Genomic DNA, 24,411 nt, shown 5'->3' on the forward strand with positions numbered 1-24,411 from the left:
GTGAGCGCGTGCGGCGGAGAGGTCAACCCCTGCCGAGCGGGTTGACGCCCTTCGCCGTCCGAAGAAGCGGCGCGCCGGGTCGGCCGCGCCTGCCCCGTGGTCAGCCTAGTGGAATCCGACCGCCGATCCCGGCTGCGCCGCGGTCTTCAAAAGGTCGAAGACATAGCGCGCGACCGAGCGGAAGCAGATCACCTGCGCCGCGGTTTCGCTCCTCAGCCAGAAGGCCGCCGGCACCTGCGCCAGCCGCGAGCGGCGCAGCTCGCCCGGCGGCAGGACGGCGACCGACATATCCGCCGGCGTCAGCTTGGCCAGCACGTCACGCAACCCGCCGCCACGCAGTTCGAACATCGCGCGGGCATCGGAAACGTCGGTTACCAGCGCATGGTAGCTGTAAAGCAGCTTGTCCATCGAGGCGACGGCCTCGGCCGTCTCGTCATAGGGGCAGAGCACCAGCAGCTCGTCGGGCGCCATCCACAACAGGCCGCGCGCCCCTTCGCATTCGGCCGCGCGCTGGGCCGGCATGTCGACCCCGGCGACGCCGGTCGCGGCGTTCTTGAGCGGCGGCATGGCCAGATCGCCGCGCAATGAGATCATGCCCTGCGCCGGCATTTCCCGGACCGAGACCAGACCGTCGAACTGTGCCCCGCCAAGGGCGGTGACCGGTGTTGCCAGCGCCTCAGACATTCTGTTTCTCCCCGTCCTTGTCGTAGAAGACCGGATCCACGATCCGCGCCTCGATCATGGTTGTGCCGTCGGATTTGGCAAAGCGGATCACCTCGCCCATCCGGTCGGGCCCGTGCCGCACCAGCCCCATGGCGATGCCGCGACCCAGGGTCGGCGAATGATAGGATGAAGTCACCCGCCCCTGCACGTTACGCTGGCCATTGGCGTTTTCGCCCTCGTCCACCGCATAGGCGCCATCGGGCAGCACCGAGCCGTCGACAGTCTCGAGCCCGACCAGCTTCCAGCGGTCGTCGCGGGTCATGTCGGGTCGTTGCTGCGCGCGTTTGCCGAGATAGTCGGTTTTCTTCTTGGAAATCGCCCAGTCCAGCCCGAGATCCTGCGGGATCACCGTGCCGTCGGTCTCGTCGCCGATCATGATGAAGCCCTTTTCGGCGCGCATGATGTGCAGCGCCTCGGTGCCATAGGGCATGACGTCGAACTGCCGCCCAACGGTCATCAGCAGATCCCAGAGCTGGCGCGCATAGCCCGCCTTGACCGCGATCTCGAAGCTCAGCTCACCGGAAAACGAGATGCGGTAGATCCGCACCGGAATGCCGCCCAACTCGCCCTCGGCCCAGCCCATGAAGGGCAGTGTCTCCTGACTGACGTCCATGCCGCCGATCGCCTCGAGCAGCTTGCGCGCCTTGGGGCCGACCACGGCGATCTGGCCGAATTGCTCGGTGACATTGGCGGTATAGACCAGCCAGTCCCACCATTCGCATTGCAGCCAATCCTCCATCTGCGCGTGGATGTGATCGGCGCCGCCCGAGGTGGTGTGGCAGAGGAAGGTTTCATCATCGATCCGCGCCACGACCCCGTCATCGATCAGAAAGCCGTTTTCGTTGCACATCAGCCCATAGCGGCATTTGCCGGGTTTCAGCGTCGACATCATGTTGGTGTAGAGCATGTCGAGGAATTTTCCGGCATCCGGTCCCTTGACGACGATCTTGCCCAGGGTCGAGGCGTCGAGCAGCCCGAGGTTTTCGCGGGTGTTGGTCACTTCTCGCATGACCGCGTCGTGCGTGCTCTCTCCGGGACGCAGGATGGCGTAGGGCCGGCGCCACTGGCCCACCGGCTCCCATTCGGCGCCATTGGCGTCAAGCCAGCCGTGGATCGGGGTTTCGCGCACCGGCTGAAAAATTTCGGCCCGGGCCTGACCGGCGATCGCGCCCATGGAGATCGGCGTGTAAGGCGGGCGGAAAGTGGTGGTGCCGACCTCGGGTATCGTCGCGCCAAGCGCACCCGAAAGCGTCGCCAGCCCGTTGATATTGCTCAGCTTGCCCTGATCCGTGGCCATGCCCAGCGTGGTATAGCGCTTGGCGTGTTCGACGCTCTCGAATCCCTCGCGGGCAGCCAGTTGAACGTCAGAAACCTTGACGTCGTTCTGATAATCCAGCCAGGCCTTCATCCGGTGCTTGATGCTGGCACCCTGCGGCATCATCCAGACCGGCGCCAGCGGCGTTTCCGCCTCGGCGCTGGCCTGCGGCGCCGGCTCATCGCCAAGGCGCGCGGCATCGTCGAGCACCTCTTGCAGGCTCAACGCGCCATTGGCGGCGCCGACAACGGTGACCATCGGCTGACCCTTCTCACCGGTTGGCGGCTGGTCGGGATCGGGGCGGAACATGACGCGGCGCTCGTCCCAGATCAGCTTGCCGCCGCAATGCGACCAGAGGTGCACCACCGGCGACCAGCCGCCCGACATGGCCACGGCCTCGCAGGCGATTTCCTCGATCACCGCACCGCCTTCACCGGCATGGCTGCAAATCGCCACGCCGCGAACCCGCTTGCCGCCGATCACATGGTCGATGGCATGGCCTTGCAGGATGCGGATGCCCTTGGCGCGGGCCTCGGCCATCAGCGGGCTGTCTTTCGGCAGGACACGGGCATCGATGATCGCCGGCACGGCGAGCCCGGCGCGACGCAGGGCCAGAGCGGTGCGATAGGCATCGTCGTTGTTGGTGACCACGACGGTGCGGTCGCCGGGGCTGACCGCCCAGTTGACCAAATAGTCACGCACCGCCGAGGCCAGCATCACGCCGGGAATGTCGTTGCCGGCAAAGGGCAGCGGCCGTTCGATGGCTCCGGTGGCGGTGATGACCTGCCCGGCGCGGATCCGCCAGAGCCGGTGGCGCGGGCCCTTGGCCTGCGGTGCATGATCGCTCAGACGTTCGTAGGCCAGCACATAGCCATGGTCATAGACCCCTGCCCCCATGCAGCGACTGCGCAGGGTGACATTCTCCATCGCTTCGAGATCGGCCAGCAGCCGGGCCACATGGGCCTCGGTCGAATGGCCGTCGATCTCGCCGCCATCCACCGGCGCGCGACCGCCCCATTGGGCGGATTGCTCGACCAGCAGCACCCGGCCGCCGGCCGCGCCCGCGCGTTTCGCCGCCTCGAGCCCGGCGAGGCCGCCGCCCACCACCAGCGTATCGACATGGGCATGGAAATGCTCGTAGGTGTCGGGATCGCGGGCCTCGGCATCCGGCGCGCGCCCCAGACCGGCGGATTTGCGGATGAACGGCTCGTAGACGTGTTTCCAGAAGGCGCGCGGCTTCATGAAGGTCTTGTAATAGAACCCCGCCGGCAGAAAGGCCGAAAAGGCGGCATTGACCGCACCGATATCGGTTTCCAGGCTGGGCCAGTGGTTCTGGCTCTGCGCGCTCAGCCCGTCGAAAAGCTCGGTGGTGGTGGCGCGCTGGTTGGGCTCGAACCGGTGCCCCTCGCCCAGCCCCATCAGCGCATTGGGCTCTTCGCCGCCCGAGGCCACGATACCGCGCGGACGGTGGTATTTGAACGAGCGGCCCACCAGCATCTGGTCATTGGCGAGCAGCGCCGAGGCGAGGGTGTCGCCGGCATGGCCGGTCAGGCGCTTGCCGTTGAAGGTGAAGCTCTGCTGTTTCGAGCGGTCGATCAACCGGCCGCCGGTGGCGAGGCGTGTGCTCATGTGTCGGACCCTTTCGTGCGGGGCTGGCCGCGGACATGCGTATTGACGAGAAGTGAAGGCATCAGGAGGCGCGGGTCCAGCCCGGGCGCTTGTCGCGGATGGCGGCAAGGATGTGGTCGGGCGGCTCGGTGGTCTGCGCTTCGTAGGTGCCGAAAACCTCGAGTGTCCGGGTGTCGCGCGCCGCGAGGAACCACTTGCCGCAGCCATAGGCATGGCGCCAGCGTTCGAAATGCACGCCGCGCGGGTTGGCGCGGGAAAACAGGTAGTCGTGAAAGGCGTCGTCATCCGAGCCGGGGCCGTGACGGGTGAGATGGGCCTCGCCGCCGGGGGTCAGCTCGGTTTCATCGGTCTGGACGTCGCAATAGGGGCAATGCAGGGTCAGCATGGCAGGCTCCGGTCTTGGCGCAGCAAAAGGCGGGCGCCAAGCGACGCCCGCCTTGCAGCTTGGTGGATCTGGATCGGGTCAGTCGACCGCGACGGGCGCGGCATCATCGGCCAGCGGCTCTGTTGTGGCCGCAGGCGCATCGACGGCCTCGGCGCCGGTGATGTTGCCACCGGTGCCGGCAAAGGCCACCCAGAGGATGAGCAGCAGCACCAGCAAGGCAGCGACAATCCACATCCAGGGGCGGCCGCGCGGTGCGCGGGTGCGCAGCGGGTCGGTCCGAGGGATCGGGTCAGGCATGGGAAATCCTCCTTTCGCACTGCAAAAGATAGGTCGCCCAGGGGGGGCCGGACAGGGAGGCGTGCGGTCCTGGCGGGCGATGAGCCGGATTTCGCGGATGCGCACCCGAAAAATAGGCCGGCTTTGGCCGAAGCCATGCCGGTTTGCGGCCCCGGGACCGCCCCAGCGCCGCGAGCGTCCATCCGCTGACCCCATACCGAAAGGCCCGGTGACGGCAGCGCCGCCGGGCCTTTCGCCGTACTGCGCCGGGCGTTACTGGCCTTCGGCGGCGTCTTCGACGGCCTCGCCCGCACCTTCGATGGCCTCGCCGGCGCCTTCGATGGTGACATTGACGTCATTGGTGCCGCCGGCCGGGCCGGGCACGTCGCCGCCGGCAAAGAGGAACCAGGCGATGATCGCCACGACAACGACCAGGATGCCGACGATAAAGGCCAGGCCGCTGTTGCCGCCCGAGCTGTTCGTGGTGGTTGTCGTCGTGGTGTTGAGGCGTTCGCGGTCGGTGTGGTCAACCATGTCAGGTCTCCTGTGAAGCGTTCGTTCACAGGGCAAACGTCAGGCCGGTGCCCGGGGTTCCCGGCGGCCCGACGAAAACGCGCCGCAGTGCGGAACTCCGCCGATGCGATCAATGCGCCACCCCCGCCGCGACGCTTTCGTCGATGAACCGGCCTTCACGGAAGCGATCGAGCGAGAAGGCCTCGGTCAGCGGCGAATGGCCCTTGGCCATCAGCTCGGCCATGCCCCAGCCCGAGCCGGGGATCGCCTTGAAGCCGCCGGTGCCCCAGCCGCAATTGATGAAACAGCCCTCAAGCGGGGTTTTCGACAGGATCGGAGATCGGTCGCCGGTCATGTCGACGATGCCGCCCCATTGCCGCAGCATCTTGAGCCGCGAGATCATCGGGAAAGTTTCGATCAGCGCGCGCACGGTTTCCTCGATGTGATGAAAACTGCCGCGCTGGGTGTAGTTGTTGTAGCCGTCGGCGCCGCCGCCGATCACCATCTCGCCCTTGTCGGACTGGCTCATGTAGCCATGCACGGTATTGGCCATCACGACGACATCCATGCAGGGCTTGATCGGCTCGCTGACCAGCGCCTGAAGCGCCACCGATTCCACCGGCAGCCGGAACCCCGCCATCTCGGCCAGCACGCCGGAATGGCCGGCAACCACCAGGCCGAGTTTGTCGCAGGCGATCTCGCCCTTCGAGGTGGTCACGCCGGTGACCCGTCCGTCCTGCTGGCGCACGCCGGTGACTTCGCATTGCTGGATGATGTGCATGCCCATGGCCGAACAGGCACGGGCATAGCCCCAGGCCACCGCATCGTGGCGCGCGGTGCCGCCCCGGGCCTGCCAAAGCGCGCCGAGCACCGGATAGCGTGGCCCCTTGAGCTCGATGATCGGCACCAGTTCCTTGACACGGGCGGGCGAGATCCACTCCGTCTGCACCCCTTGAAGGGCATTGGCATGGGCGGTGCGCTGATAGCCGCGGATCTCGTGCTGGGTCTGGGCCAGCATCATCACGCCGCGCGGGCTGAACATCACGTTGTAGTTCAGGTCCTGGCTCATTGTCTCATAGAGCGACCGCGCCTTTTCGTAGATCGCGGCCGAGGGATCTTGCAGGTAGTTCGAGCGGATGATCGTGGTGTTGCGGCCGGTGTTGCCGCCGCCGAGCCAGCCCTTTTCGATCACCGCAACATTGGTGATGCCGAAATTCTTGCCAAGGTAATAGGCGGTCGCCAGCCCGTGTCCGCCGGCGCCGACGATGACCACATCATAGTGTTTCTTCGGCTCCGGTGAGGCCCAGGCGCGCTCCCATCCAAGGTGATAGCGCGCGGCTTCGCGGGCGACGGCAAAGGCTGAATATCGCTTCATCTGGCTCGAATCCCAATTGTGCCTGTCGGGGCTCTCTCTGTGGTGGTTCTAGAAGACTAGGCCAGTCTGCCCGCCTATCAAATCCGCCACAATGCCGATCAATCACGACATGGTGGGCCCTACAGGCTTTTCCCCTGCCCGCCCGGCGCGTTAGAGGGGTGTATGATCGTGGAAGATATCGCAGATTTCGCCAAAGCCCTGCCGCCGATGACGGCGATTGCCGGGCTTGACCTGGGCGACAAGACCATCGGGGTGGCCGTGTCCGACAGCTTCCGCTCGGTGGCGACGCCGCTGGAAACCATCCGGCGCAAGAAATTCGGGCTGGATGCCGCCCGGCTGCAAGAGATCCTTGCCGCGCGCGGCATTGGCGGGGTGATCCTGGGGCTGCCGCGCAACATGGACGGCTCCGAAGGGCCGCGTTGCCAATCCACTCGCGCCTTTGCGCGCAATTTTTCGCGGCTCTGGGACGGGCCGATCGGATTCTGGGATGAACGCCTTTCGACCGTCGCCGCCGAACGGGCGCTGCTCGAGGCGGATACGTCTCGGAAACGTCGCGCCGAGGTGATCGATCACGTCGCCGCCTCTTATATCCTGCAAGGGGTGCTGGACCGGATGCGCCATTTGGGGGGCGCATGACAAGAGGAGATCGGATGAAGGACGAGATCTGGAAACGCGACGAGATCGAAAGCCCCTGCGTGCAGATCTGTGTCATCCATCCCGAGGCGCGAATCTGCGCCGGCTGCCTGCGTTCGGTCGAGGAAATCACCCGCTGGTCAAAAATGCACTCGGAGGAACGCCGCGCCATCATGGACGAGCTGCCCAACCGGCGCGGCCACCTGAAAAAGCGTCGCGGCGGGCGCGCGGCACGTCAAGGGCGCAAGGGCTGAGCGTCGGTCAGCCGTCGCGTTCGAGCACCACATCCGCGGCGTTCAAGGTGCCGTAGGCGCCGGCGACGATGACGGCGGTCAACCCGCCCTGGTCGTCTTCGAGCACAACGGCGGCATCCATGCCTTCGCTGCCGCTGGGTTCGATACTGACCTTGGTATCCTCGCCCATGCCCTCCGGCAGCATCAGCAGAAGCTGCTCGGCCCCGGCGGCGAAATCGGAGATCACCGGCACGTCGTCGTCCTCGGCCGGCTCGGCAACACTCTCGGCCTCCTCCGTCACGGTGTCGCTCTCGGGCTCTGGCGCCACGGTGTTGCTCTCGGCCTCCCCCGTCACGGTGTTGCTCTCGGCCTCCCCCGTCACGGTTTCGCTCTCGGGCTCTGACGCCGCGTCTTCATCGAGGGTCGGCTGCACGGCTGCATCGTCCTGGGCCACGTCTTCCGCGATCTCTTGCGGATAATCGCCAGCGTCGAGGCCTTCGGGCGGCACCATTAGCGCCTCCCAGTCGACCGACGTCTCGTCTTCTTCCGGCGCGTTGTCCGCGTCTGCGGCCGTCTCCCCGGCGGCGTCATCGCCGCCAGCGGAATCGGCGCCAGCCGAACCCGGCATGAATTTGGCCAGATCGAGCGAGGCGCCCATCCGGCGCACCTGGCTCAACAGGTCTTCGCCCTCGCCGCCTTCGTAGTCTTCGCCGAGATCGTAATCCTTGGCCGCGGCGGACGCAGGTTCCGCCGCCGAATCCTCCGACTGGCTTCCGATGCCGGTCATGCCGGCGATACCTGCCGCGGCCAGCCCGGTTCCCAACAGCATAAGCATTTCCAGCATGGGTCTCTCCTTTTGCCTCTGCGCCAAATTAGGCAGGCAATTGGGGACGAATTGGACGGAAATGAGATTGTTTCGGTTCAGGATATGGCAGAAATGCGCCGCCGGGCTTGCCGGCCGGTCAGCCCCAGATCGCCTTGCGCAGCATGTTGAGCGCCACCAGGATCAGGAAGGCGGCAAACACCCGTTTCAGCGGCTTGGGATCCATCGCATGGGCAATCCGCACGCCCAGCGGCGCGGTGATCAGGGTCATGGCGATGACAATGCCGAAGGCCACCAGGTTGACCGCGCCAAAAGTCAGCGGCGGCCGGTTGTCCGGCGCGATCTCGAGGAACAGGAACCCCGCCACAGAGGGCACCGCGATGATCACGCCAAAGCCCGCCGCCGTCGCCACCGCCCGGTGGATCGACACGTTGTACAGGCTCATCAAGGGCACGCCAAAGCTGCCGCCGCCAATCCCCATCAGCACCGAGAGAAAGCCCATCGCCGGCGACATCACCGCCCGCCGCAGCCCGCCCGGCATGGCATCCCCCAGCCGCCAATGGGCACGGCCAAAGCCCAGGTAGAGCCCGATCACGATGCCCAGGACGCCAAACAGCGCCTGCAAGGTCACCGACCGCAAGGACGCCGCCGCCAGCACCCCGAGCACCGCGCCGATGGCGATGCCCGGCGCCCAGGTCCGCAGAATGCCCCAATCCACCGCGCCCTTGCGGTTGTGACTCAGCACCGAACGCATCGAGGTGACGATGATCGTCGCCAGCGAGGTCGCCAGGCACATCTGCATCAGCTGCGGCCCGTCATAGCCAAGCGTCTGAAAGGCGTAGAAAAACGCCGGCACCAGCACGATACCGCCACCGACGCCAAGCAGCCCGGCCAGCACGCCGGCAAAGCCGCCGATCACGGTCAGCAGAACAAACATCTGGATCAGCAGCATCGTGTCGGGCATGGCCTGTCTCCTAAAGGGTCGGCTGGCCATACACCGTTGGGCGGCAAAGGAAAAGCCGCTCAGCCCGCGGCCGCCACTCCCTCGACCTCGGCCAATGCGCGCAGGACAAGTTCAGGCCCCGCGCCCTTTTGCGAGGCCCCTTCCGAAAGCACCCGCCGCCACTGCCGCGCCCCCGGCCGCCCGGCGAACAGCCCGAGCATGTGCCGGGTGATCTGGTGCAACCGGCCGCCCGCCCCCAGATGCGCCTCGATATAGGGCAGCATGGCGCGCACCGCTGCATCCGGCCCCGCAAGCCCGTCGGCCTGACCAAAGATCGCCGCGTCGGCCGTGCCGAGGACATCCCAGGGCTGGTGATAGGCGGCGCGCCCGATCATCACCCCGTCGAGCCCGGCATCGAGAAACGCCCGCGCCTGCGCCAGCGAGGCGATGCCGCCATTGACCGAAAGATGCAGCTGCGGAAACGCCGCCTTCATCTCCTGCACCAGCGGGTAGTCCAGCGGCGGGATATCGCGGTTTTCCTTGGGCGACAGCCCCTGCAACCAGGCCTTGCGGGCGTGAATCGCAAAGCGGCCCACCCCGGCCGCCGCCACCGTCTCGAGAAACGCCGGCAGCACCTCGCGCGGCTCCTGGTCATCGACACCGATGCGGCATTTCACCGTCACCTCGACATCCACCGCGGCGCGCATCGCGGAGCAGCACTCGGCCACCAGCTCGGGCTGCTTCATCAGCACCGCGCCGAAGGTGCCCGATTGCACCCGGTCCGAGGGGCAGCCGACATTGAGGTTGATCTCGTCATACCCCGCCTCGGCTCCCAGCCGCGCGGCCGCGGCCAGTTCTGCCGGATCCGACCCGCCCAGTTGCAGCGCGACGGGATGTTCTTCGGGCGAGAAGTCGAGCAGATGCACCGCCCCGCCCCTCACCAGCGCCGGCGCCGTCACCATCTCGGTATAAAGCAGGCTCTCACGGCTGAGCAGGCGGTGAAGGTAGCGACAATGGCGGTCGGTCCAGTCCATCATCGGGGCGACGGACAGGCGGGCAGCATTTTCAACATTACGTTTCAACGTCTTAACCTCAACACCGGGTGAGCCACATGTAGCACGTTCTGCGCGGGTTTCCGGGGATTTCGATTCTGGATTGCCACCGTGTAGCACACCGGCGCCGACAGGACACCGCGACTTCATGTTGCGCGGACAGCCCCATGAGGCACCTCCCTTCGCGCTCGGACCGAACCGAGGACAGCGGCATTCGAACCCGGAACAAAATTCGTCGCACACGAGCCGACTTCTTCTTCATGACCGTGAAGAAGGAACATTTTGACAGGATCACCGCGCAGCAGGCTGCCCGCCGCCGCGGGCCGCCCGAGGAGGCCGAATTGGCGGGCTTCATTGCGCAGGTCCCCTCCCCACCAGGACCACCCCGGACCGCCCGAGAAAGCCCGGCCGTTCCGGCGGGCCCGCGCTCCGCTGCGGCGGTTGGCGATCAAGGGCTTTGCGTTGTCCGGCGACATGCTCTAATCGGGACTCCCCGCCAGAGGGATCGGCCCACGGAAAGGATTTTGCCTTGCAAACCCCCTTTTATCTGATCGACAAGTCCTGCCTGCTGTCGAACCTGAAAAAGATCGCCTGGCTGCGCGAGGCCTCGGGGGCCAAGTCGCTTCTGGCGCTGAAATGTTTCGCCACCTGGTCTGTGTTCGATTTCATGGCCGGGTACATGGACGGATCGACCTCGTCCTCGCTCTACGAAGTGAAGCTGGGCCACGAAAAATTCGGCGGCGAGACCCATGCCTATTCCGTGGCCTACGCCGATGACGAGATCGACGAGGTGCTGGCGCATTGCGACAAGATCATCTTCAACTCCATCGGCCAGCTCGACCGGTTTGACACGGCCTCGGAAGGCCGGGTTCGTGGCCTGCGGGTCAATCCCGGCGTCTCGACCTCGGATTTCGATCTGGCCGATCCGGCGCGTCCGTTCAGCCGCCTGGGCGAACATGACCCGGCGCGCATCGCCGCCGTGGCCGACCGGATCAGCGGGCTGATGTTCCACAACAATTGCGAGAACGCGGATTTCGACCGCTTCGACGCGATGCTGACCCTGATCGAAGAGCGCTTTGGCGAGACCCTGCACCGGATGGCGTGGGTCAGCCTCGGCGGCGGCATCCATTTCACCGGGGCGGGCTATCCGCTAGAGCGGCTGGCCGCCCGGCTGCGGCAGTTCTCCGAGCGCTTCGGCGTGCAGGTCTACCTCGAACCCGGCGAGGCGGCGATCACCGGGGCGGCGACGCTCGAAGTCACGGTGCTCGACACGCTCTTCAACGGCAAGAACCTGGCCATCGTCGACAGTTCGATCGAGGCGCATATGCTCGATCTGCTGATCTACCGCGAGAACGCCAAAGTCGCGCCCGACACCGGCCCGCATGAATGGATGATCTGCGGCAAATCCTGCCTTGCGGGCGATATCTTCGGCGAATTCCGTTTCGACGCGCCGCTCGCGCCTGGCGACCGGATTTCGTTTCAGGATGCCGCCGGTTACACGATGGTCAAGAAAAACTGGTTCAACGGCGTAAAGATGCCCGGCATCGCGATCCGTGAACTCGACGGCAGCCTCACCAGGGTGCGCAACTTCGATTACGCGGATTTCCGGTCCGCGCTTTCCTGAGACGGGAAACCCCTTCTGGCAAATACATGAGGTCTGTTGAACACATGAAACGCAATGTTCTAATCATCGGTGCCGGCGGCGTCGCACAGGTCGTGGCGCATAAATGCGCGCAGAACAACGATGTGCTGGGCGATCTGCATATCGCCAGCCGCACGGTTTCGAAATGCCACGCGATCATACAGAGCGTGCATGACAAACAGGCGATGAAACAGGACGGCGTGTTCGAGGCCCATGCGGTCGACGCCATGGACAGCGATGCGGTCGCGGCGGTTCTGGACAAGACCGGCGCGCAGATCGTGATCAATGTCGGCTCGGCCTTCGTCAACATGACCGTGCTCGAGGCCTGCATCCGCACCGGGGCCGCCTATATCGACACCGCGATCCATGAAGACCCGGCCAAGATCTGCGAAACCCCGCCGTGGTATGCCAACTACGAATGGAAGCGCCGCGAGGATTGCGCCAAGGCCGGGGTGACCGCGCTGCTCGGCGCCGGCTTCGATCCCGGCATGGTCAATGCCTTTGCCCGCTTTGCCATCGACGAATTCATGGACGAGGTGACATCGATCGACATCGTCGACATCAACGCCGGCGATCACGGCAAGTATTTCTCGACCAACTTCGACCCCGAGATCAATTTCCGCGAATTCACCGGCACGGTCTACAGCTGGCAGGACGGCGCCTGGCAGAGCAACAAGATGTTCGAAGTCGGCCGCGACTGGGAACTGCCGGTGGTCGGCACGCAAAGGGCCTATATGTCTGGCCATGACGAGGTGCATTCGCTGGCGGTGAACTATCCGCAGGCGGATGTGCGGTTCTGGATGGGCTTCGGCGATCACTACATCAATGTCTTTACCGTGCTGCAAAACCTCGGGCTGCTGTCGGAACAGCCGGTGACCACCGCCGAGGGGCTCGAGGTGGTGCCGCTCAAGGTGGTCAAGGCGGTGCTGCCCGATCCTTCGACGCTGGCGCCGAATTACACCGGCAAGACCTGTATCGGCGATCTGGTCAAGGGCACCAGGGACGGCGAAGAAGTCGAGGTCTTTGTCTACAACGTCTCCGACCACGAAAAGGCCTATGCCGAGGTCGGCAGCCAGGGCATCTCTTACACCGCCGGGGTGCCGCCGGTGGCGATGGCGATGCTGGTGGCCGATGGCACTTATGACCACGGCGCCATGATGAATGTCGAAGAGCTTGACCCCAAGCCGCTTTTTGCCCTGCTGGACCGGATCGGCCTGCCCACCCGGGTCAAGGATGCAAAGGGCGACCGGGAATGGCACCGCGCCTGAGCCGGAGACGGCGACCCGCCGGCTGAAAGCAGTTGGCGGGCCTTCGGGCGGGAGCCATGCCTCCCGCCGCCGCGGATGATCTATGCCCGATAGACGTCGCTGCGCCCGATGTCGCCGGCCCGCGTCTTGCCGGCGAGGCCCATGGTGGTGCGCAGTTCCTTCTCCAGCAGGGTCAGGAGCTTTTCGATCCCCGGCTGCCCCATCGCCCCCAGCGCATAGACCATGGCCCGGCCCAGAAGAACGCCCGATGCGCCCAGGGCGCGGGCACGAAAGATATCCATGCCGGTGCGGACACCTGAATCGAGTATCAGCTCGACCCGGTCGCCCACCGCATCGGCGATCTGCGGCAGCCAGGAGATGGAGCTGCCCGCCCCGTCGAGTTGCCGGCCGCCGTGGTTCGACACCACGATGGTCTCGATCCCCATGTCGGCGGCAATGCGGGCGTCTTCGACGTCCATGACCCCCTTGAGGATCACCGGCCCGCCCCATTCCTTGCAGATCCAGGCCACGTCGTCCCAGTCCAGCGCCGGATCGACCATTTCCGCCGCCCAGGTCAGCAGGCTGGCCAGATCGTCGACCCCCTTGGCATGGCCGACCACATTGCCGAAGCTCAGCTTCGGCCCGGTCACCATGTCATAGGCCCAGCGGGGTTTGGTGGCGATATTGATCAGGTTCTTCAGGCCGGGCTTGATCGACAACCCGTTCTTGACGTCCTTGTGCCGCTGCCCCAGCATCGCGAGGTCCATCGTCACCACCAGTTGCGAACAGCCCGCCGCCTTGGCGCGGTGGATCAGGTCGTGCACGAACTCGCGGTCCTTGACCACGTAGAGCTGAAACCAGAACGGCGCGCCGGTGGCCTCGGCCACCTCTTCGACCGAGGCGATGGACATGGTTGACAGGATGAAGGGCACGCCGAATTGCTGTGCGGCCTTGGCTACCTTGATCTCGCCGCCGATGTTCTGGATGCCCAGCATGCCGACCGGCGCAAAGGCCACCGGCAACGCCGCCGCCTCGCCCGCCATCCGCGCCGATGTGTCGATCTCGGAAATATCGACGCCCACGCGCTGGCGGATGTTGAGCCGGGCGAAATCGCTCTCGTTGCGGCGGAAAGTGCTCTCGGAATAAGAGCCGCTTTCGGCGTAGTCATAGAACATCTTCGGCACGCGGGCCTTGTAGAGCTGGCGGAAATCCTCGGTGCAGGTGATTGTCATGCCGGGCGCCTCACGCCATGCCCACGGGGACGCGGTTGGGCTGGATGTCGTCGGGGCGCGACATCAGGATATCGGTCAGGTCGGATTGCAGCCGCGCATGATCCGGGTTGTCGAACAGATTGTACAATTCCTGCGGATCGGCCGCCAAGTCATACATCTCGCCGGCGCCGGATTGCAGATCCATGGTCAGTTTGGCAGTCTTCGAGCGCACCGTGCGCAGGCTGAGGCCGACGCCCACCCGCCCCGGCAGCAGTTCCCATTCGCTGAGCGCGCCGCCGCGGGTGCCCTCGCCCGAGATCACGTCGCGCATCGACCGGCCGTGGGTGTCCATCAGGCTGTCGGCGCCGGCCCAATCCATGAAGGTGGCGCCCAGATCGAGCGTCGACAACGGCTCGTGACTGACGCGGCCCACCGGCACATCCGGCCCCTTGATGATGGCCTTGACGTTGAGCAACCCCTCGAAGGGCATCGGCCCTTTCAGCACCAGCCCATGGTCGCCCAGCCAGTCGCCGTGATCGGCGGTGTAGACGATATAGGTGTTGTCGGCCAAACCCTGCGCCTCGAGCTCGGCGAGGATCCGGCCGACCGAATGGTCGATCAGCGCAAGCTGGCCATAGGTGTTGGCGATGACCTCGCGCAGATGCGCGTCGGACATTTCCGCCAGACGGGAATATTTCGCCCGGATCTCGGCGTGCTCCGCCGGGATCTCGGTTTCCACCGCCGCCTGGTGCCACCACGGGCGCCCCTCGAAATCGCGGGTCCGATGCTCGGGCAGGTCGACATCCTCGGGCCGGTGCAGCGAGGCCCAGGGCTCGGGGCAGTCGAACGGGTGGTGCGGATCGGGAAAGGAGACCCAGAGGCAGAAGGGCTTGCCATGGTCCTGCCTGAGAAAATCGACGGCGCGGTCGGCGATCCAGGTCGAGTTGTGCCAGGCCACCGGCAGCTTCGACGACCAGGTCTGCGGCGCCCCCTTGTGATCGCGTGTGCTTTCCCACAGCAGCTTGTTCTTCCAGGCGCCGCGGCCGTCGCCGTAATACCATTCCTCATAGGCCAGCCCGGCGGGCGGCTCTTCGGGCAGCCACCAGTTGTGGCCGATATGAACCAGCTCGGCATGGTCGAACCCCATGTAGGGCCCGCGCCAGCCCGCGGGCACGCGGGCCGACCCCGGGATCGACTCGACCGTGTCGCTGTCGCCAAAGACGTGATAGGTGGCGAAATGCGCCTTGCCGATCTTGGCGGTGTGATAGCCTGCGGCCGAAAGCGAGCCGGCAAAGCCCTTTTCACCGAGCTCCGGGTCAAGATCGATGCCGTTGTCATGCACCCCATGGGTGCGCGGCAGAAGTCCGGTCAGGATCGAGGCGCGCGCGGGCTGACAGACGACGCAGGGCGTCACCACGGTCTCGAGGCTGGTGCCCTCGCTGGCAAGCAGGTCGAGATGCGGTGTCTGCACCTTGCGGCCGCGGAAGCCGTAGCAATCGCCGCGCTGCTGATCGGAGGTGATGAACAGGATATTCGGGCGGGGCTTTTCTTCGGTCATGGGGTCTCCTAACGGGGATCAGCAATCGGGGGTTGGCGTGCCGCGCAGCCAGCCGGCGCCCAGCACGATGGCGGCGGACAGGGCCAGGAACAGCAGCGAAACGGGGCTGGAAAACAGGAACCAGGGGTCGCTGCCCGATGCCTCGAAGGCGTTTCGGATCGCGGTTTCCAACGGGCCTGCGAGGATATAGGCGATGACGAAGGGCAGGATCGGCACCCCGGACTGGCGCATCAGGTAGCCGAGGACGCCAAAGCCCAGCAGGATGTAGACATCGCTCATCGCGCTGCCTTCGACATAGACCGAGGTAAGCGTCAGCAGCAGCACGATCGGCAGGAGCACCTGCTTGGGAATGCGGATCAGCCCGCCCAGCAGCCGCATGAACCATGCGCCGGTCAGCCAGTTCAGCAGATTGGCCACCACCATCAGCGTAAAGAGTGCAAAGGCCACCACCAGTTCGGGGTTCACCTCCTCGGCGGAAAAGCGGAATACTGCGGGCCCGGGATTGAACCCGCCGATGGTGTCGGCGGCGAGGATAATGAAGACGGCGGCGACATTGCCGGGAATGCCGAGCGACAGCGCCGGGATCAGGTTGGCGCCCGAGACGGCGGAATTGGCGGCCTCGGTGGCGGCAATCCCCTCCGGCGCGCCCTGGCCGAAAGCGGGCGTGCCGCGGTGCATCTTGCGGCCGGCGGTATAGCCCATGGCGGCGGCCAGCGTCGTGCCGATTCCGGGCAGCGCGCCGATCATCGTGCCGATGCTCATCGAGACGCCGATGAAGGGCAAGAGCCTGCGGCGCTCGGCAAGGCTCAGCGCGCTGTCACCCGGCGCGAGCTGTTCGGCTGCCGCCCGGCGGGCGCGTTTCGACAGGTACATCTCTTGCAGCGAGACAAGGATCTCGCCCACCACGAGCACGCCGATCACCACCGCGATGGTCGGCAGGCCCGGCGCCAGTACGTCGCTGCCCAGCGACAGCCGCGGATAACTGTCGGTGCCGGTGCCGATCGACGCCACGAAGAGCCCGAAACAGGCGGCCAGCAGGCCTTTCCAGGTGTCCTTGCCCACCACCACGGCGACAAAGGAGAGCGACAGGATCATCAGCGCGGCCTTTTCGGGCAGGCCGAGAAAGGCCTCGATGCTGATCGCCAGGAAGGGCGCGCAGACAAAGAGCACGATATCGGAAAAGCTGTCGCCGCTGACCGAGGCGAAATGCGCCACCCGCAGCGCCTTGCCGCCCTGGCCGTTTCTGGCCATCGGGTGGCCGTCGAGCGTGGTCATGAAGGCATCGGGCGTGCCCGGCGTGTTGAACAGGATCGCCGGCACCGCGCCGCCCAGCGTCGCGCCCTTCATGACGCCGACGAGAAAGCCCAGCACCGGCAGAAGCGCATCCGGGGTGAAGCCGAAGATCGAGATCAGGATCGGCAGCGCCAGAGCCATGACGAAAGGCCCGGAGAGCCCCGGCGTCGCGCCGATCAGCACGCCGGTGAAAAAGCCCAGCGCCACGAGGATCACCGGCCACGACAGGACAAGCGGTCCGAGCACCAGGGCCGGGTTGGCGGTGAAGGCCTCGAAGACCCCGGCGAGGATATAGTCGAACACACCCATCAGAAATCACCGTTCGGCGGCAGCAGAAGATTGTCGAACGGCAGGTCATAAAGCAGCGCGATCACCAGCGTCGCGACGAAGGCCAAGGCGGCCAATCGCCAGCTTGGGCGATGCTGCGAAAGCGCGATGAGGCCGAAGGTCATCACCGTGCCGCCCAGCGCGAAGCCCAGGTATTTCCACGGCGCCGTGGCGCGCAGCACCCGGTACGGGGTCTCGCCGCCGGTGACGATCCAGGCCAGGATCGGCCCGGTCAGCAGCATCAGCGCCAGCCCCGCCGCCAGGGTGGCGGCGAGCCAAGCAAGAAAGCGCGGATCGATGCGGCCGGCCGCCGGTTCGGCATCGCGCAGCAGGCTGCGCACCCCGATCACCGCCCCCGCCAGCGCCATGCCCGCCGCCGAGAACACCGGCAGCATGGCATCGCCGATCCGCACATTGCGGCGCCAGACGTCGATCACGCCGGTGTCGACGTCGAGCGGGATCCAGACGGCCAGCGCCAGCAGGGCAAAGCCGCAGCCCGTCAGGGCGACCGCGAGGTTGCGGAGGTGTCCTCTAGGTGTCATGGCGATGCTCCCGGTCTGGCTGCGATGGCTTATTCTGCGGTGGCGTCAAGCAGGGCTTCGGCGTCGGCCAGCTCCTGTTCGACAAAGCCGCGCGCCGCCTCGCCGGTTTTCACCTTCAAGGCAAAGACCCGGGTGATGAAGGCGTTGGACTTGGTGCCCTCGGAGCCGATCACGGTGGCGATGGCCTCTGACAAGGCGCCTTGCGCCGCCTCGGAGAGACCCGCCGGGGCAATGGCCACGAAGGTGGCGCCAAAGGCAAAATCGACCCCGATCTCGCTCAGCTCCTGCGCGTCGGGCGAAACGGCCAACGGCTGATCCTCGCCATTGGCGAGATTGCGCAGATCGCCGGATTCGACCCCGGCCTTCTGCGGGCCGGCGACCCAGCCGATATCCACGTCATCGGCGGTGATCGCGTTCAGCACCGCACGGCCCCCCTTGTAGCCCGAGACGATGTTGAACTCGACGTTATTGACCTTGCCGATGTAGTACGCCGCATCGGCAAGGCGCGGGGTCATGGTGCCAAAGGAAATACTCGCGCCCGATCTGGCGGCCTCGATCACCTCCGACATCGTGGTCCAGCCGCGCTCGGATTTGGCGACGATGCCCATCTGGGTGCCGGCGATGGTGCTGAGGTAGGTGAAATCGCCGGTGGTATAGCCGGGATCGCGCGCGGCCAGAACCCCATAGGCAAAGGTGTCGGTGATGCCGACGCCGATGGTCTGACCGTCCGGCGCGGCGTCCTTGACGGCGCGGGCCATGACCGCCCCGCCCGAACCCGGCAGGTTCTCGGGGATCAGCGTCCAGCCGTATTCGGCCTCGATGTCCTCGGCGATCAGGCGGGCGAGCGAATCCGCGCCGCCGCCGGCGGCAAAGCCGATCAGGACCTTGACCGGCCCGGTCGGCGCCCAGTCGGCGATGGCGGCGGATGCGGAAAGAAACACCGCGGCGGCGGTGGTGACGAGCGTTTTCATGTGTCCTCCCAAAGTTCGACAGTGTCGAATGGAAACACCATAAAACAGCCTTCATAGACACGGAAATATTAGTTACTTATGTTAGGTATGCCAAACTGGTTATAGCCCGCCATGCGCCCTCGCCTTCTCAGACAATTTCTCGCCATCTGTCGTCACGGCACGATGTCGGGTGCGGCACGGGAGCTGGGGATCGCGCAACCGGCGCTCAGCAAGCAGATGTCGCAGCTCGAGCATGAGCTGGATGCGCAGCTTTTCCAGCGCCATTCGCGCGGTGTGACGCTGACGCGCGCGGGCGAGAAGCTGCGGCAGGAGGCGGCCGAGCTGATCCGGCGGATGGAGGCGATCCGGCAGGCGATCCACACCGAAGCGGAAGATGTGACCGGCAAGGTGGTGGTGGCCGTCATTTCCTCGCTCGCCCCCACCCTCGCGACCGAGCTTTATCCGCGGCTGGAGCAGGAATATCCCGGCATCTCACTGCATATCGTCGATTTCCCTTCGGAACGCGCCGGCCAGGCCCTGCTGAACGAAGAGGCCGATCTGGCCGTCATGCCGAACGCCGCAACGGAATTCCCGCAGCTCCGTTCACGGCCGCTGTTCGAGGAAAGCTTTCACTTTCTCACCAAGGCCACGCCACGCGCCCCGGCCCGCACGATCCGGCTGTCGGAAGCGGCCGAACATCCGCTTGTGCTGCCGTTCCGCAGCCACGACCTGCGCCGTCGCATCGAGGAGGCCGCCGGCAGCATCGGCGTGACGCTGAACGTGAAATACCAAACCGGCAGCATCAACGTGATCGATGCCATGGTCGAACGCGGCATGGTGGCCAGCATCGTGCCGATGACCCATTGGCTGGACCGGATCGCCTCGGGCCAGGTCTCGGCGCGGCTGGTGACCGAGCCCGGCGTTTCGCGGGTGCATTCGCTCTGCCACCGGCCGGTCCGGGATCTGGCGCCGGCCACCAAGGTGGTGCACGACGTCATCATGACCGAGGTGCAATCGCTGGTCGCGGCGGGCAAGCTCTCGGGCAAGCCGGTGCGGGCCTGAAGACGGCGATAAACCGAAGAGTCGACATTCGGAACACCGCTGTCGAATCCGGATCACCGCCACTTCGGCGCCGCCGATATGGGCAACCACCTCGTCGGGGTCGCCCTGAAATTCGAGGATGCCCGCGATGCGCGAGCCCTGATAGCCCTGTTCCAGCGGCGCGTCTGGCCAGTCGTAATCCATCCGGCGCACCGAAACCCGGTCGCCGCAGGCCGACAGGATGTGCTCTTCGAAGGTTTCCGACAGCATGAACCGGTCGCCGATGATCGCCACTTGCGTCGTCATGTGATGTGTTTCCTTGTGCTGGATTGGCTGTTCCTGGCCTGGCTGTGCCAAAGCGGCTGCATGAGGGCCCGCCCCTCGCGGAAGGCCGGGTAAAGCCTGTCGTATAGCGGGCCGAGATCGGGATCGGGCCGGACCGGCGCGCGCAGCAGCGGCCGGACCCAGGCGGCATCGGCCTCGGCCAGCGAGACGAAGACCCCCGATTGCACCGCCGCGATCATCGCCGCCCCGGCGGCGCCGGCCTCATCCCGCGCCACCGCGCGCACCGGGCGGTTCAGTGTCGCGGCGAGGATATGCACCAGTTGCGCCGAGCGCGCCGCGCCACCGGCCACCCGGATCTCTGCCGGCGTCTCGCCCATGGCGGCGTAACAATCGCGCGCCGCCATCGCCAGCCCCTCATAGACGCCGCGCAGCAGCTCGGCCCAGCCGACGCTGCGGTCGAGCCCGGTAAAGCTGGCCCTAGCGCAGGGATCGGAGAACGGCCCGCGTTCACCCGTCGTCGCGATGTAGGGATGATAGGTGACCGCGCCCGGCCGCGCGCCGGCGACCAGTTCGTCAAAGCCGGCGAGGATCTCGGCGCTGTCTCCCGGCCGACCGCCGGCGTTCAGCACATCGCGCGCGATGCCGGCGATCCAGTCGATGTTGATCGCCGCCGCCATGTTGGTCTGCACCTGGCCAAAGGCGTCGCCGGCCAGCGCCACGGTATAACCGGTCCGGTCCGGGTTTAGCACGATCTCATCGGCGCCGGCGGCAAACCGGGTGTGCACCCCGGTCGAACCGAGGATCGACAGCCCCGGCCGGGTATGCGGGTCACACAGCCCCGAAGCGATCCCCGAGGTCACGATGTCCATGTAGCCGAGGCAGACCGGAAGGCCCTCGGGCAACCCGATCTCGGCCGCCGCAGCGGCCTCCAGCGAATGCGCGGTCTCACTGCCATCGACAATCGGCGGTAGCAGATGCCGCAGCCCGTCAAGCGCCAGCGCCGAGATCACCGCATCGCTGTAGGCGCGGCTGCCGAACCCGAGATCGTCGAAGAGGATCACGAGGACATTGGGACTGTCAGGCCGGGCCCGCTAGACCTCGGGCCACCAGGGGGTCGAGTCCCGGTAGGTCCGGCCGATCTGGCCCTTGAAATCTTCGGTCACCGTATCGCTCGTGATGCTCATCATGTCTTTCCTTGGTTGGGCCTGAGACCTTAGTTTCGCAGGGACTTGGCAGCCATCAGCACCTCGAGCGCGACCGGCTGCATGGATTCGAGATCGGGCACGTCGTCATAGGCGCCCGCCGCCACCAGCACTTTGGCCCCGGCGATCAGCGTGTCTATCGTGGCGCCCGACTGCATGTCGGCGATGGCTTCGTCGAGGGTCTGGAAATCGCGCAGGCTGAAGGCATAGGCGGCGGTTTCCTTGTCGCCCTCGATGCCGGTGTCGGCGTAATATTGAAGCGCGAGGTCGACCGCCTTGTCCGGATTGTCTCGGATGAATTCATTGGCCTTGTAGACCACATCGACGAATTTCGCCGCCTCGGGATCGTCCTGCCAGAACCGGCTGTCGGGCCGCGGTTGCGACAGTGCCGCCGGCCATTTACCGCAGCGCTGGCAGGTGCATTCCGGCCCGCCGCGCGGATGGCCGCACCGTCACCCGATACGTCTGTGCGACGCCCGGGCCCCGGCGATGCGCAGCTGGTCCACCACATGGCGCCCGGCATCCTGAATGTGCTGATCCAGCACGGTCACCGCTGCCGCCACATCCTGCGCCTTGATCGCCGCGATCAGGGCCCGGTGTTCGGTGATGATCGCCTCCTGCCGGCCAATGGCGATCGGAATCCGCGTGCTGATCGAGCCGAGGATTTCGCGATGCTGCCTCCAGACGCCAAAGGCGACGCGGTTGTAATGCCGGTCATACATCGTTTCGTGAAACTGATGGTTGAGTTCGGTATGCCGCGCCTTGTCGGAAAAGTTCAGCGCCTCGATCTCGGACTGGATGCGCTGGAGCTCGGCGATGTCCTCGGCGCTGGCGGTTTCGACGAAGAACCGCAGCAGATAGGGCTCGAGCTGATAGCCGACCTCGGCCACGTCGCGCACGAACTCCATGTCGATCGGCCGCACCCGCGCGCCCTGGTTCGGCGTGATCAGCACCAGCCCTTCCCCCCGCAGCTGTTGCAGCGCTTCGCGCACCGGGTTGGTCGAGGTGTTGTGCGTTCTGGCCAGTTCGGACACCTTGAGGCGCGCATTCGCCTCCAGCGCGCCTGACAGGATGTCGTGCCGGATCGCGTCGTAGATCGAGGAAGAGGACGTGCCGGTGCCCTCCTTTTCTGCGGCAATTGCTATGGGACCGGTGTTGCTCATGAGAATCCGCAGATCGAGGAAAATTTGACGCCAAGGCTTTTCGCCAGTTTACGCATGAAGTATAACTTTTCGTACATTATTTCAAGAAGGATATCGGAATGCCCGTACCCAGATGCGTGGACGCGGCCAAGGCCGGATGCGGCGAAGGCGCGCTTTGGGACGTCACGCGAGGTTGCCTGTGGTGGGTCGACATCTCGGGCGAGGCATTGCATTGCTACGAACCGGCCACCGGTCGCGCCAGGCGCATCGCCCTGCCCTGGCTGATCAGCGCCCTGGCGCTGGACCAGAATGACGGCCTGCTGATCGCCACGGCCCGCGGGCTGGGCCGGGTCGATCCGGCGACGGGCGAGATTGCCCTCCTGCATGATCCCGAACCCGAGAGCCGGGGAAACCGGCTGAACGACATGATCGCCGGGCCGGACGGGGCGCTGTGGGTGGGCAGCATGTCCGAGGGCGCCAGAGGCCCGACCGGCAGCCTCTATCGCTATGACGCCGGCCGGCCGCGCGCGATGATGACGGGCACGACGATCTCGAACGGCCTCGGGTGGAGCCCGGACGGCAGCCGGCTCTACTTTGTCGACAGCGTACCTGGTGTGATGCATGTGCTGGAAAACGGCGCCTGGCGAGTCCTGCGGGCCTTTGACGCGCTCACCGGCAAACCGGATGGCATGGCGGTGGATGCGCGGGGCACCCTTTGGGTGGCGATCTGCGACCGCGGCCAGGTGCTGGGCCTGACACCCGACGGCGAGATCACGGCCCGGATCGACCTGCCCTGTGAAATCGTCACCAATTGCTGCTTTGGCGGCGACGATCTGCGCACGCTCTACATCACCACCGGCACCTTCAGCATGAGCGCGGCTGAGAAAGCCGCCAACCCCCAGGCCGGCGGGCTGTTCTCGGTGGAAATGGCGGTGCCCGGCACGGCGCCCTACCGCGCGCACTGGCCGGGCTGAGACCGACAGGCTAGCGCAGGCGCAGCCCGGTCTCGCTGTCGAACAGCAGAGCGACGGCGGGATCGAAGCCCACGGTCAGCGCGCCGCCCTCGGTCGGCCTGGACGTACCGCGCATCTCGACAATCACCGGATGAGTGTCCTGCCCGCCGGCCGCATAGGCATAAGACACGCCGCCAAGGTTCTCGATCACCTCGATGTTCAGATCGACCTGTATCTGACCGCCGGGCTCGAAATGCTCGGGCCGCAGGCCGATCTTCACCGCCTGCCCCGGCCGCAGCGCCGCTGTGACGGCGACCGGCACGGCCACGCCGCCAAGACATGGCAAGGTGACCAGCGCCTGGCCCGCCTCGGCCCGCTCCACCACGCCCGCAAAGAAATTCATCCGCGGTGATCCGATGAACCCCGCCACAAAGAGATTGTCGGGGTCTTCGTAAAGCCGGGCCGGCGGCCCGGCCTGTTCGATCCGCCCATCGCGCAGCACCACGATCTTGTCGGCCATGGTCATCGCCTCGACCTGATCATGGGTGACATAGATCATCGTCGCGCCCAATTGCTTGTGCAGCTTGGCGATCTCGACCCGCATTTCCACGCGCAGTTCCGCATCGAGGTTCGACAGGGGTTCGTCGAACAGAAACACATCGGGCTGGCGCACGATGGCGCGGCCGATGGCGACCCGCTGGCGCTGGCCGCCGGACAATGCCTTGGGCCTGCGGTCCATATAGTCGGTCAGCTTGAGAATCTGCGCCGCTTCATCGACCTTGCGGGTGATCTCTGCCTTGGGCGTGCCGCCGATCTTGAGCCCGAAGCTCATGTTCTCCCGCACCGTCATATGCGGATAGAGCGCGTAGGTCTGAAACACCATGGAAACGCCGCGCCGGGCCGGATCGGCATGGGTGACATCGCGGGTGCCGATGGTCATGCGGCCCTCGGTGGTGTCCTCGAGCCCGGCGATCATCCGCAAGAGCGTGGACTTGCCACAACCCGAGGGGCCGACAAAGACGCAGAAATCGCCATCCTCGACCTGCAAATCCACCCCGTGGATGACCTGTGTCGCGCCGTAGCGCTTGATCGCGTTGTTGAGCGCCAGTTCGGCCATC

General features: G+C 65.9%; 24 protein-coding genes. 6 read left to right on the forward strand and 18 right to left on the reverse strand.

Translation table 11 applies throughout. The annotated features are described in order from the left end of the window. Positions 1 to 105: 105 nt before the first annotated feature. The 6 genes from AC0J5K_RS10595 to AC0J5K_RS10620 form a co-directional block, all read right to left on the reverse strand. On the reverse strand, positions 106 to 684 hold the full coding sequence (locus AC0J5K_RS10595; RefSeq protein WP_083415937.1) for a sarcosine oxidase subunit gamma: 579 nt from the start codon (positions 682 to 684) through the stop codon (positions 106 to 108). After that, complete coding sequence (locus tag AC0J5K_RS10600) at positions 677 to 3,667, reverse strand: sarcosine oxidase subunit alpha family protein (protein ID WP_274562997.1); 2,991 nt, start codon at positions 3,665 to 3,667, stop codon at positions 677 to 679. Before AC0J5K_RS10600 ends, AC0J5K_RS10595 begins: the two co-directional genes overlap by 8 nt. Positions 3,668 to 3,728: 61 nt before the next feature. Next, complete coding sequence (locus tag AC0J5K_RS10605) at positions 3,729 to 4,052, reverse strand: sarcosine oxidase subunit delta (RefSeq protein ID WP_048531008.1); 324 nt, start codon at positions 4,050 to 4,052, stop codon at positions 3,729 to 3,731. 78 nt (positions 4,053 to 4,130) lie between these two features. Next, positions 4,131 to 4,349, reverse strand: coding sequence for a hypothetical protein (locus AC0J5K_RS10610; RefSeq protein ID WP_274562996.1), 219 nt, complete (start codon positions 4,347 to 4,349; stop codon positions 4,131 to 4,133). A gap of 252 nt (positions 4,350 to 4,601) precedes the next feature. After that, positions 4,602 to 4,862, reverse strand: a complete 261-nt coding sequence (locus AC0J5K_RS10615; RefSeq protein ID WP_048531004.1) for a hypothetical protein — start codon at positions 4,860 to 4,862, stop codon at positions 4,602 to 4,604. A gap of 109 nt (positions 4,863 to 4,971) precedes the next feature. Continuing rightward, on the reverse strand, positions 4,972 to 6,216 hold the full coding sequence (locus AC0J5K_RS10620; protein ID WP_048530998.1) for a sarcosine oxidase subunit beta family protein: 1,245 nt from the start codon (positions 6,214 to 6,216) through the stop codon (positions 4,972 to 4,974). A 162-nt stretch (positions 6,217 to 6,378) separates the two neighbouring features. Between AC0J5K_RS10620 and ruvX the strand changes: the two genes are divergently transcribed. Further along, on the forward strand, positions 6,379 to 6,852 hold the full coding sequence (gene ruvX / locus AC0J5K_RS10625; RefSeq protein WP_048530996.1) for a Holliday junction resolvase RuvX: 474 nt from the start codon (positions 6,379 to 6,381) through the stop codon (positions 6,850 to 6,852). Between the two features lie 14 nt (positions 6,853 to 6,866). Next, complete coding sequence (locus tag AC0J5K_RS10630; RefSeq protein WP_074835091.1) at positions 6,867 to 7,103, forward strand: DUF1289 domain-containing protein; 237 nt, start codon at positions 6,867 to 6,869, stop codon at positions 7,101 to 7,103. A 7-nt stretch (positions 7,104 to 7,110) separates the two neighbouring features. On the opposite strand, the gene AC0J5K_RS10635 is transcribed toward AC0J5K_RS10630, so the two are convergent. The 3 genes from AC0J5K_RS10635 to dusA all read right to left on the reverse strand — a co-directional run bounded on the left by AC0J5K_RS10635 (position 7,111) and on the right by dusA (position 9,885). Next, a complete protein-coding gene (locus AC0J5K_RS10635) occupies positions 7,111 to 7,926 on the reverse strand; it encodes a hypothetical protein (RefSeq protein ID WP_274562995.1) in 816 nt (271 codons plus the stop codon). Between the two features lie 118 nt (positions 7,927 to 8,044). Further along, positions 8,045 to 8,869, reverse strand: coding sequence for a sulfite exporter TauE/SafE family protein (locus tag AC0J5K_RS10640; protein WP_074835094.1), 825 nt, complete (start codon positions 8,867 to 8,869; stop codon positions 8,045 to 8,047). Between the two features lie 59 nt (positions 8,870 to 8,928). Next, entirely contained in the window at positions 8,929 to 9,885 is a 957-nt protein-coding gene (gene dusA / locus AC0J5K_RS10645; protein ID WP_244526433.1) for a tRNA dihydrouridine(20/20a) synthase DusA, read from the reverse strand. Between the two features lie 544 nt (positions 9,886 to 10,429). Here dusA and AC0J5K_RS10650 point away from each other — a divergent pair. Together AC0J5K_RS10650 and AC0J5K_RS10655 are read left to right on the forward strand one after the other, a co-directional pair. Continuing rightward, positions 10,430 to 11,524 carry a carboxynorspermidine decarboxylase gene (locus AC0J5K_RS10650; protein ID WP_074835097.1) on the forward strand — a complete coding sequence of 365 codons (1,095 nt, stop codon included), beginning with the start codon at positions 10,430 to 10,432 and terminating at the stop codon, positions 11,522 to 11,524. Positions 11,525 to 11,568: 44 nt separating this feature from the next. Beyond that, positions 11,569 to 12,810: a saccharopine dehydrogenase family protein gene (locus AC0J5K_RS10655; RefSeq protein WP_048530986.1), complete on the forward strand. Its 1,242-nt coding sequence runs from the start codon at positions 11,569 to 11,571 to the stop codon at positions 12,808 to 12,810. Positions 12,811 to 12,890: 80 nt separating this feature from the next. Here AC0J5K_RS10655 and AC0J5K_RS10660 read toward each other — a convergent pair whose 3' ends face one another. From AC0J5K_RS10660 to AC0J5K_RS10680, 5 genes are read right to left on the reverse strand one after another with little or no spacing between them, the layout of a single operon-like run. Next, complete coding sequence (locus AC0J5K_RS10660) at positions 12,891 to 14,021, reverse strand: alpha-hydroxy acid oxidase (protein WP_074835100.1); 1,131 nt, start codon at positions 14,019 to 14,021, stop codon at positions 12,891 to 12,893. Positions 14,022 to 14,031: 10 nt separating this feature from the next. Beyond that, positions 14,032 to 15,558: a sulfatase-like hydrolase/transferase gene (locus tag AC0J5K_RS10665; RefSeq protein ID WP_074835101.1), complete on the reverse strand. Its 1,527-nt coding sequence runs from the start codon at positions 15,556 to 15,558 to the stop codon at positions 14,032 to 14,034. 18 nt (positions 15,559 to 15,576) lie between these two features. After that, positions 15,577 to 17,160 carry a tripartite tricarboxylate transporter permease gene (locus AC0J5K_RS10670; protein ID WP_083415939.1) on the reverse strand — a complete coding sequence of 528 codons (1,584 nt, stop codon included), beginning with the start codon at positions 17,158 to 17,160 and terminating at the stop codon, positions 15,577 to 15,579. Continuing rightward, positions 17,160 to 17,720 (reverse strand): hypothetical protein, encoded by a 561-nt coding sequence (locus tag AC0J5K_RS10675; protein WP_074835104.1) that lies wholly within the window; start codon positions 17,718 to 17,720, stop codon positions 17,160 to 17,162. Before AC0J5K_RS10675 ends, AC0J5K_RS10670 begins: the two co-directional genes overlap by 1 nt. Before the next feature lie 29 nt (positions 17,721 to 17,749). Further along, entirely contained in the window at positions 17,750 to 18,691 is a 942-nt protein-coding gene (locus tag AC0J5K_RS10680; RefSeq protein WP_074835106.1) for a tripartite tricarboxylate transporter substrate binding protein, read from the reverse strand. 111 nt (positions 18,692 to 18,802) lie between these two features. On the opposite strand from AC0J5K_RS10680, the gene AC0J5K_RS10685 reads away from it, so the two are divergent. Further along, positions 18,803 to 19,732, forward strand: a complete 930-nt coding sequence (locus tag AC0J5K_RS10685; RefSeq protein WP_074835108.1) for a LysR family transcriptional regulator — start codon at positions 18,803 to 18,805, stop codon at positions 19,730 to 19,732. Between the two features lie 281 nt (positions 19,733 to 20,013). On the opposite strand, the gene AC0J5K_RS10690 is transcribed toward AC0J5K_RS10685, so the two are convergent. The 3 genes from AC0J5K_RS10690 to AC0J5K_RS10700 form a co-directional block, all read right to left on the reverse strand. Continuing rightward, positions 20,014 to 21,057 carry an FGGY-family carbohydrate kinase gene (locus tag AC0J5K_RS10690; RefSeq protein ID WP_274562985.1) on the reverse strand — a complete coding sequence of 348 codons (1,044 nt, stop codon included), beginning with the start codon at positions 21,055 to 21,057 and terminating at the stop codon, positions 20,014 to 20,016. Positions 21,058 to 21,209: 152 nt separating this feature from the next. Next, a complete protein-coding gene (locus AC0J5K_RS10695) occupies positions 21,210 to 21,518 on the reverse strand; it encodes a hypothetical protein (protein ID WP_274562983.1) in 309 nt (102 codons plus the stop codon). Between the two features lie 132 nt (positions 21,519 to 21,650). Beyond that, complete coding sequence (locus AC0J5K_RS10700; RefSeq protein WP_274562981.1) at positions 21,651 to 22,361, reverse strand: GntR family transcriptional regulator; 711 nt, start codon at positions 22,359 to 22,361, stop codon at positions 21,651 to 21,653. A gap of 98 nt (positions 22,362 to 22,459) precedes the next feature. Between AC0J5K_RS10700 and AC0J5K_RS10705 the strand changes: the two genes are divergently transcribed. Continuing rightward, complete coding sequence (locus AC0J5K_RS10705) at positions 22,460 to 23,314, forward strand: SMP-30/gluconolactonase/LRE family protein (RefSeq protein ID WP_274562980.1); 855 nt, start codon at positions 22,460 to 22,462, stop codon at positions 23,312 to 23,314. Positions 23,315 to 23,324: 10 nt separating this feature from the next. On the opposite strand, the gene AC0J5K_RS10710 is transcribed toward AC0J5K_RS10705, so the two are convergent. Then, positions 23,325 to 24,410: an ABC transporter ATP-binding protein gene (locus tag AC0J5K_RS10710; protein ID WP_274562978.1), complete on the reverse strand. Its 1,086-nt coding sequence runs from the start codon at positions 24,408 to 24,410 to the stop codon at positions 23,325 to 23,327. Position 24,411 lies beyond the last annotated feature (1 nt).

The sequence above is a fragment of the Marinovum sp. E3 genome, from assembly GCF_055755275.1.

Excerpts from the sequence above, each read along its gene's own strand:
- AC0J5K_RS10595 (WP_083415937.1), bottom strand. The coding sequence starts at position 684 with ATGTCTGAGGCGCTGGCAACACCGGTCACCGCCCTTGGCGGGGCACAG.
- AC0J5K_RS10600 (WP_274562997.1), bottom strand. The coding sequence starts at position 3,667 with ATGAGCACACGCCTCGCCACCGGCGGCCGGTTGATCGACCGCTCGAAA.
- AC0J5K_RS10605 (WP_048531008.1), bottom strand. The coding sequence starts at position 4,052 with ATGCTGACCCTGCATTGCCCCTATTGCGACGTCCAGACCGATGAAACC.
- AC0J5K_RS10610 (WP_274562996.1), bottom strand. The coding sequence starts at position 4,349 with ATGCCTGACCCGATCCCTCGGACCGACCCGCTGCGCACCCGCGCACCG.
- AC0J5K_RS10615 (WP_048531004.1), bottom strand. The coding sequence starts at position 4,862 with ATGGTTGACCACACCGACCGCGAACGCCTCAACACCACGACGACAACC.
- AC0J5K_RS10620 (WP_048530998.1), bottom strand. The coding sequence starts at position 6,216 with ATGAAGCGATATTCAGCCTTTGCCGTCGCCCGCGAAGCCGCGCGCTAT.
- ruvX (WP_048530996.1), top strand. The coding sequence starts at position 6,379 with ATGATCGTGGAAGATATCGCAGATTTCGCCAAAGCCCTGCCGCCGATG.
- AC0J5K_RS10630 (WP_074835091.1), top strand. The coding sequence starts at position 6,867 with ATGAAGGACGAGATCTGGAAACGCGACGAGATCGAAAGCCCCTGCGTG.
- AC0J5K_RS10635 (WP_274562995.1), bottom strand. The coding sequence starts at position 7,926 with ATGCTGGAAATGCTTATGCTGTTGGGAACCGGGCTGGCCGCGGCAGGT.
- AC0J5K_RS10640 (WP_074835094.1), bottom strand. The coding sequence starts at position 8,869 with ATGCCCGACACGATGCTGCTGATCCAGATGTTTGTTCTGCTGACCGTG.
- dusA (WP_244526433.1), bottom strand. The coding sequence starts at position 9,885 with ATGATGGACTGGACCGACCGCCATTGTCGCTACCTTCACCGCCTGCTC.
- AC0J5K_RS10655 (WP_048530986.1), top strand. The coding sequence starts at position 11,569 with ATGAAACGCAATGTTCTAATCATCGGTGCCGGCGGCGTCGCACAGGTC.
- AC0J5K_RS10660 (WP_074835100.1), bottom strand. The coding sequence starts at position 14,021 with ATGACAATCACCTGCACCGAGGATTTCCGCCAGCTCTACAAGGCCCGC.
- AC0J5K_RS10665 (WP_074835101.1), bottom strand. The coding sequence starts at position 15,558 with ATGACCGAAGAAAAGCCCCGCCCGAATATCCTGTTCATCACCTCCGAT.
- AC0J5K_RS10670 (WP_083415939.1), bottom strand. The coding sequence starts at position 17,160 with ATGGGTGTGTTCGACTATATCCTCGCCGGGGTCTTCGAGGCCTTCACC.
- AC0J5K_RS10675 (WP_074835104.1), bottom strand. The coding sequence starts at position 17,720 with ATGACACCTAGAGGACACCTCCGCAACCTCGCGGTCGCCCTGACGGGC.
- AC0J5K_RS10680 (WP_074835106.1), bottom strand. The coding sequence starts at position 18,691 with ATGAAAACGCTCGTCACCACCGCCGCCGCGGTGTTTCTTTCCGCATCC.
- AC0J5K_RS10685 (WP_074835108.1), top strand. The coding sequence starts at position 18,803 with ATGCGCCCTCGCCTTCTCAGACAATTTCTCGCCATCTGTCGTCACGGC.
- AC0J5K_RS10700 (WP_274562981.1), bottom strand. The coding sequence starts at position 22,361 with ATGAGCAACACCGGTCCCATAGCAATTGCCGCAGAAAAGGAGGGCACC.
- AC0J5K_RS10705 (WP_274562980.1), top strand. The coding sequence starts at position 22,460 with ATGCCCGTACCCAGATGCGTGGACGCGGCCAAGGCCGGATGCGGCGAA.
- AC0J5K_RS10710 (WP_274562978.1), bottom strand. The coding sequence starts at position 24,410 with ATGGCCGAACTGGCGCTCAACAACGCGATCAAGCGCTACGGCGCGACA.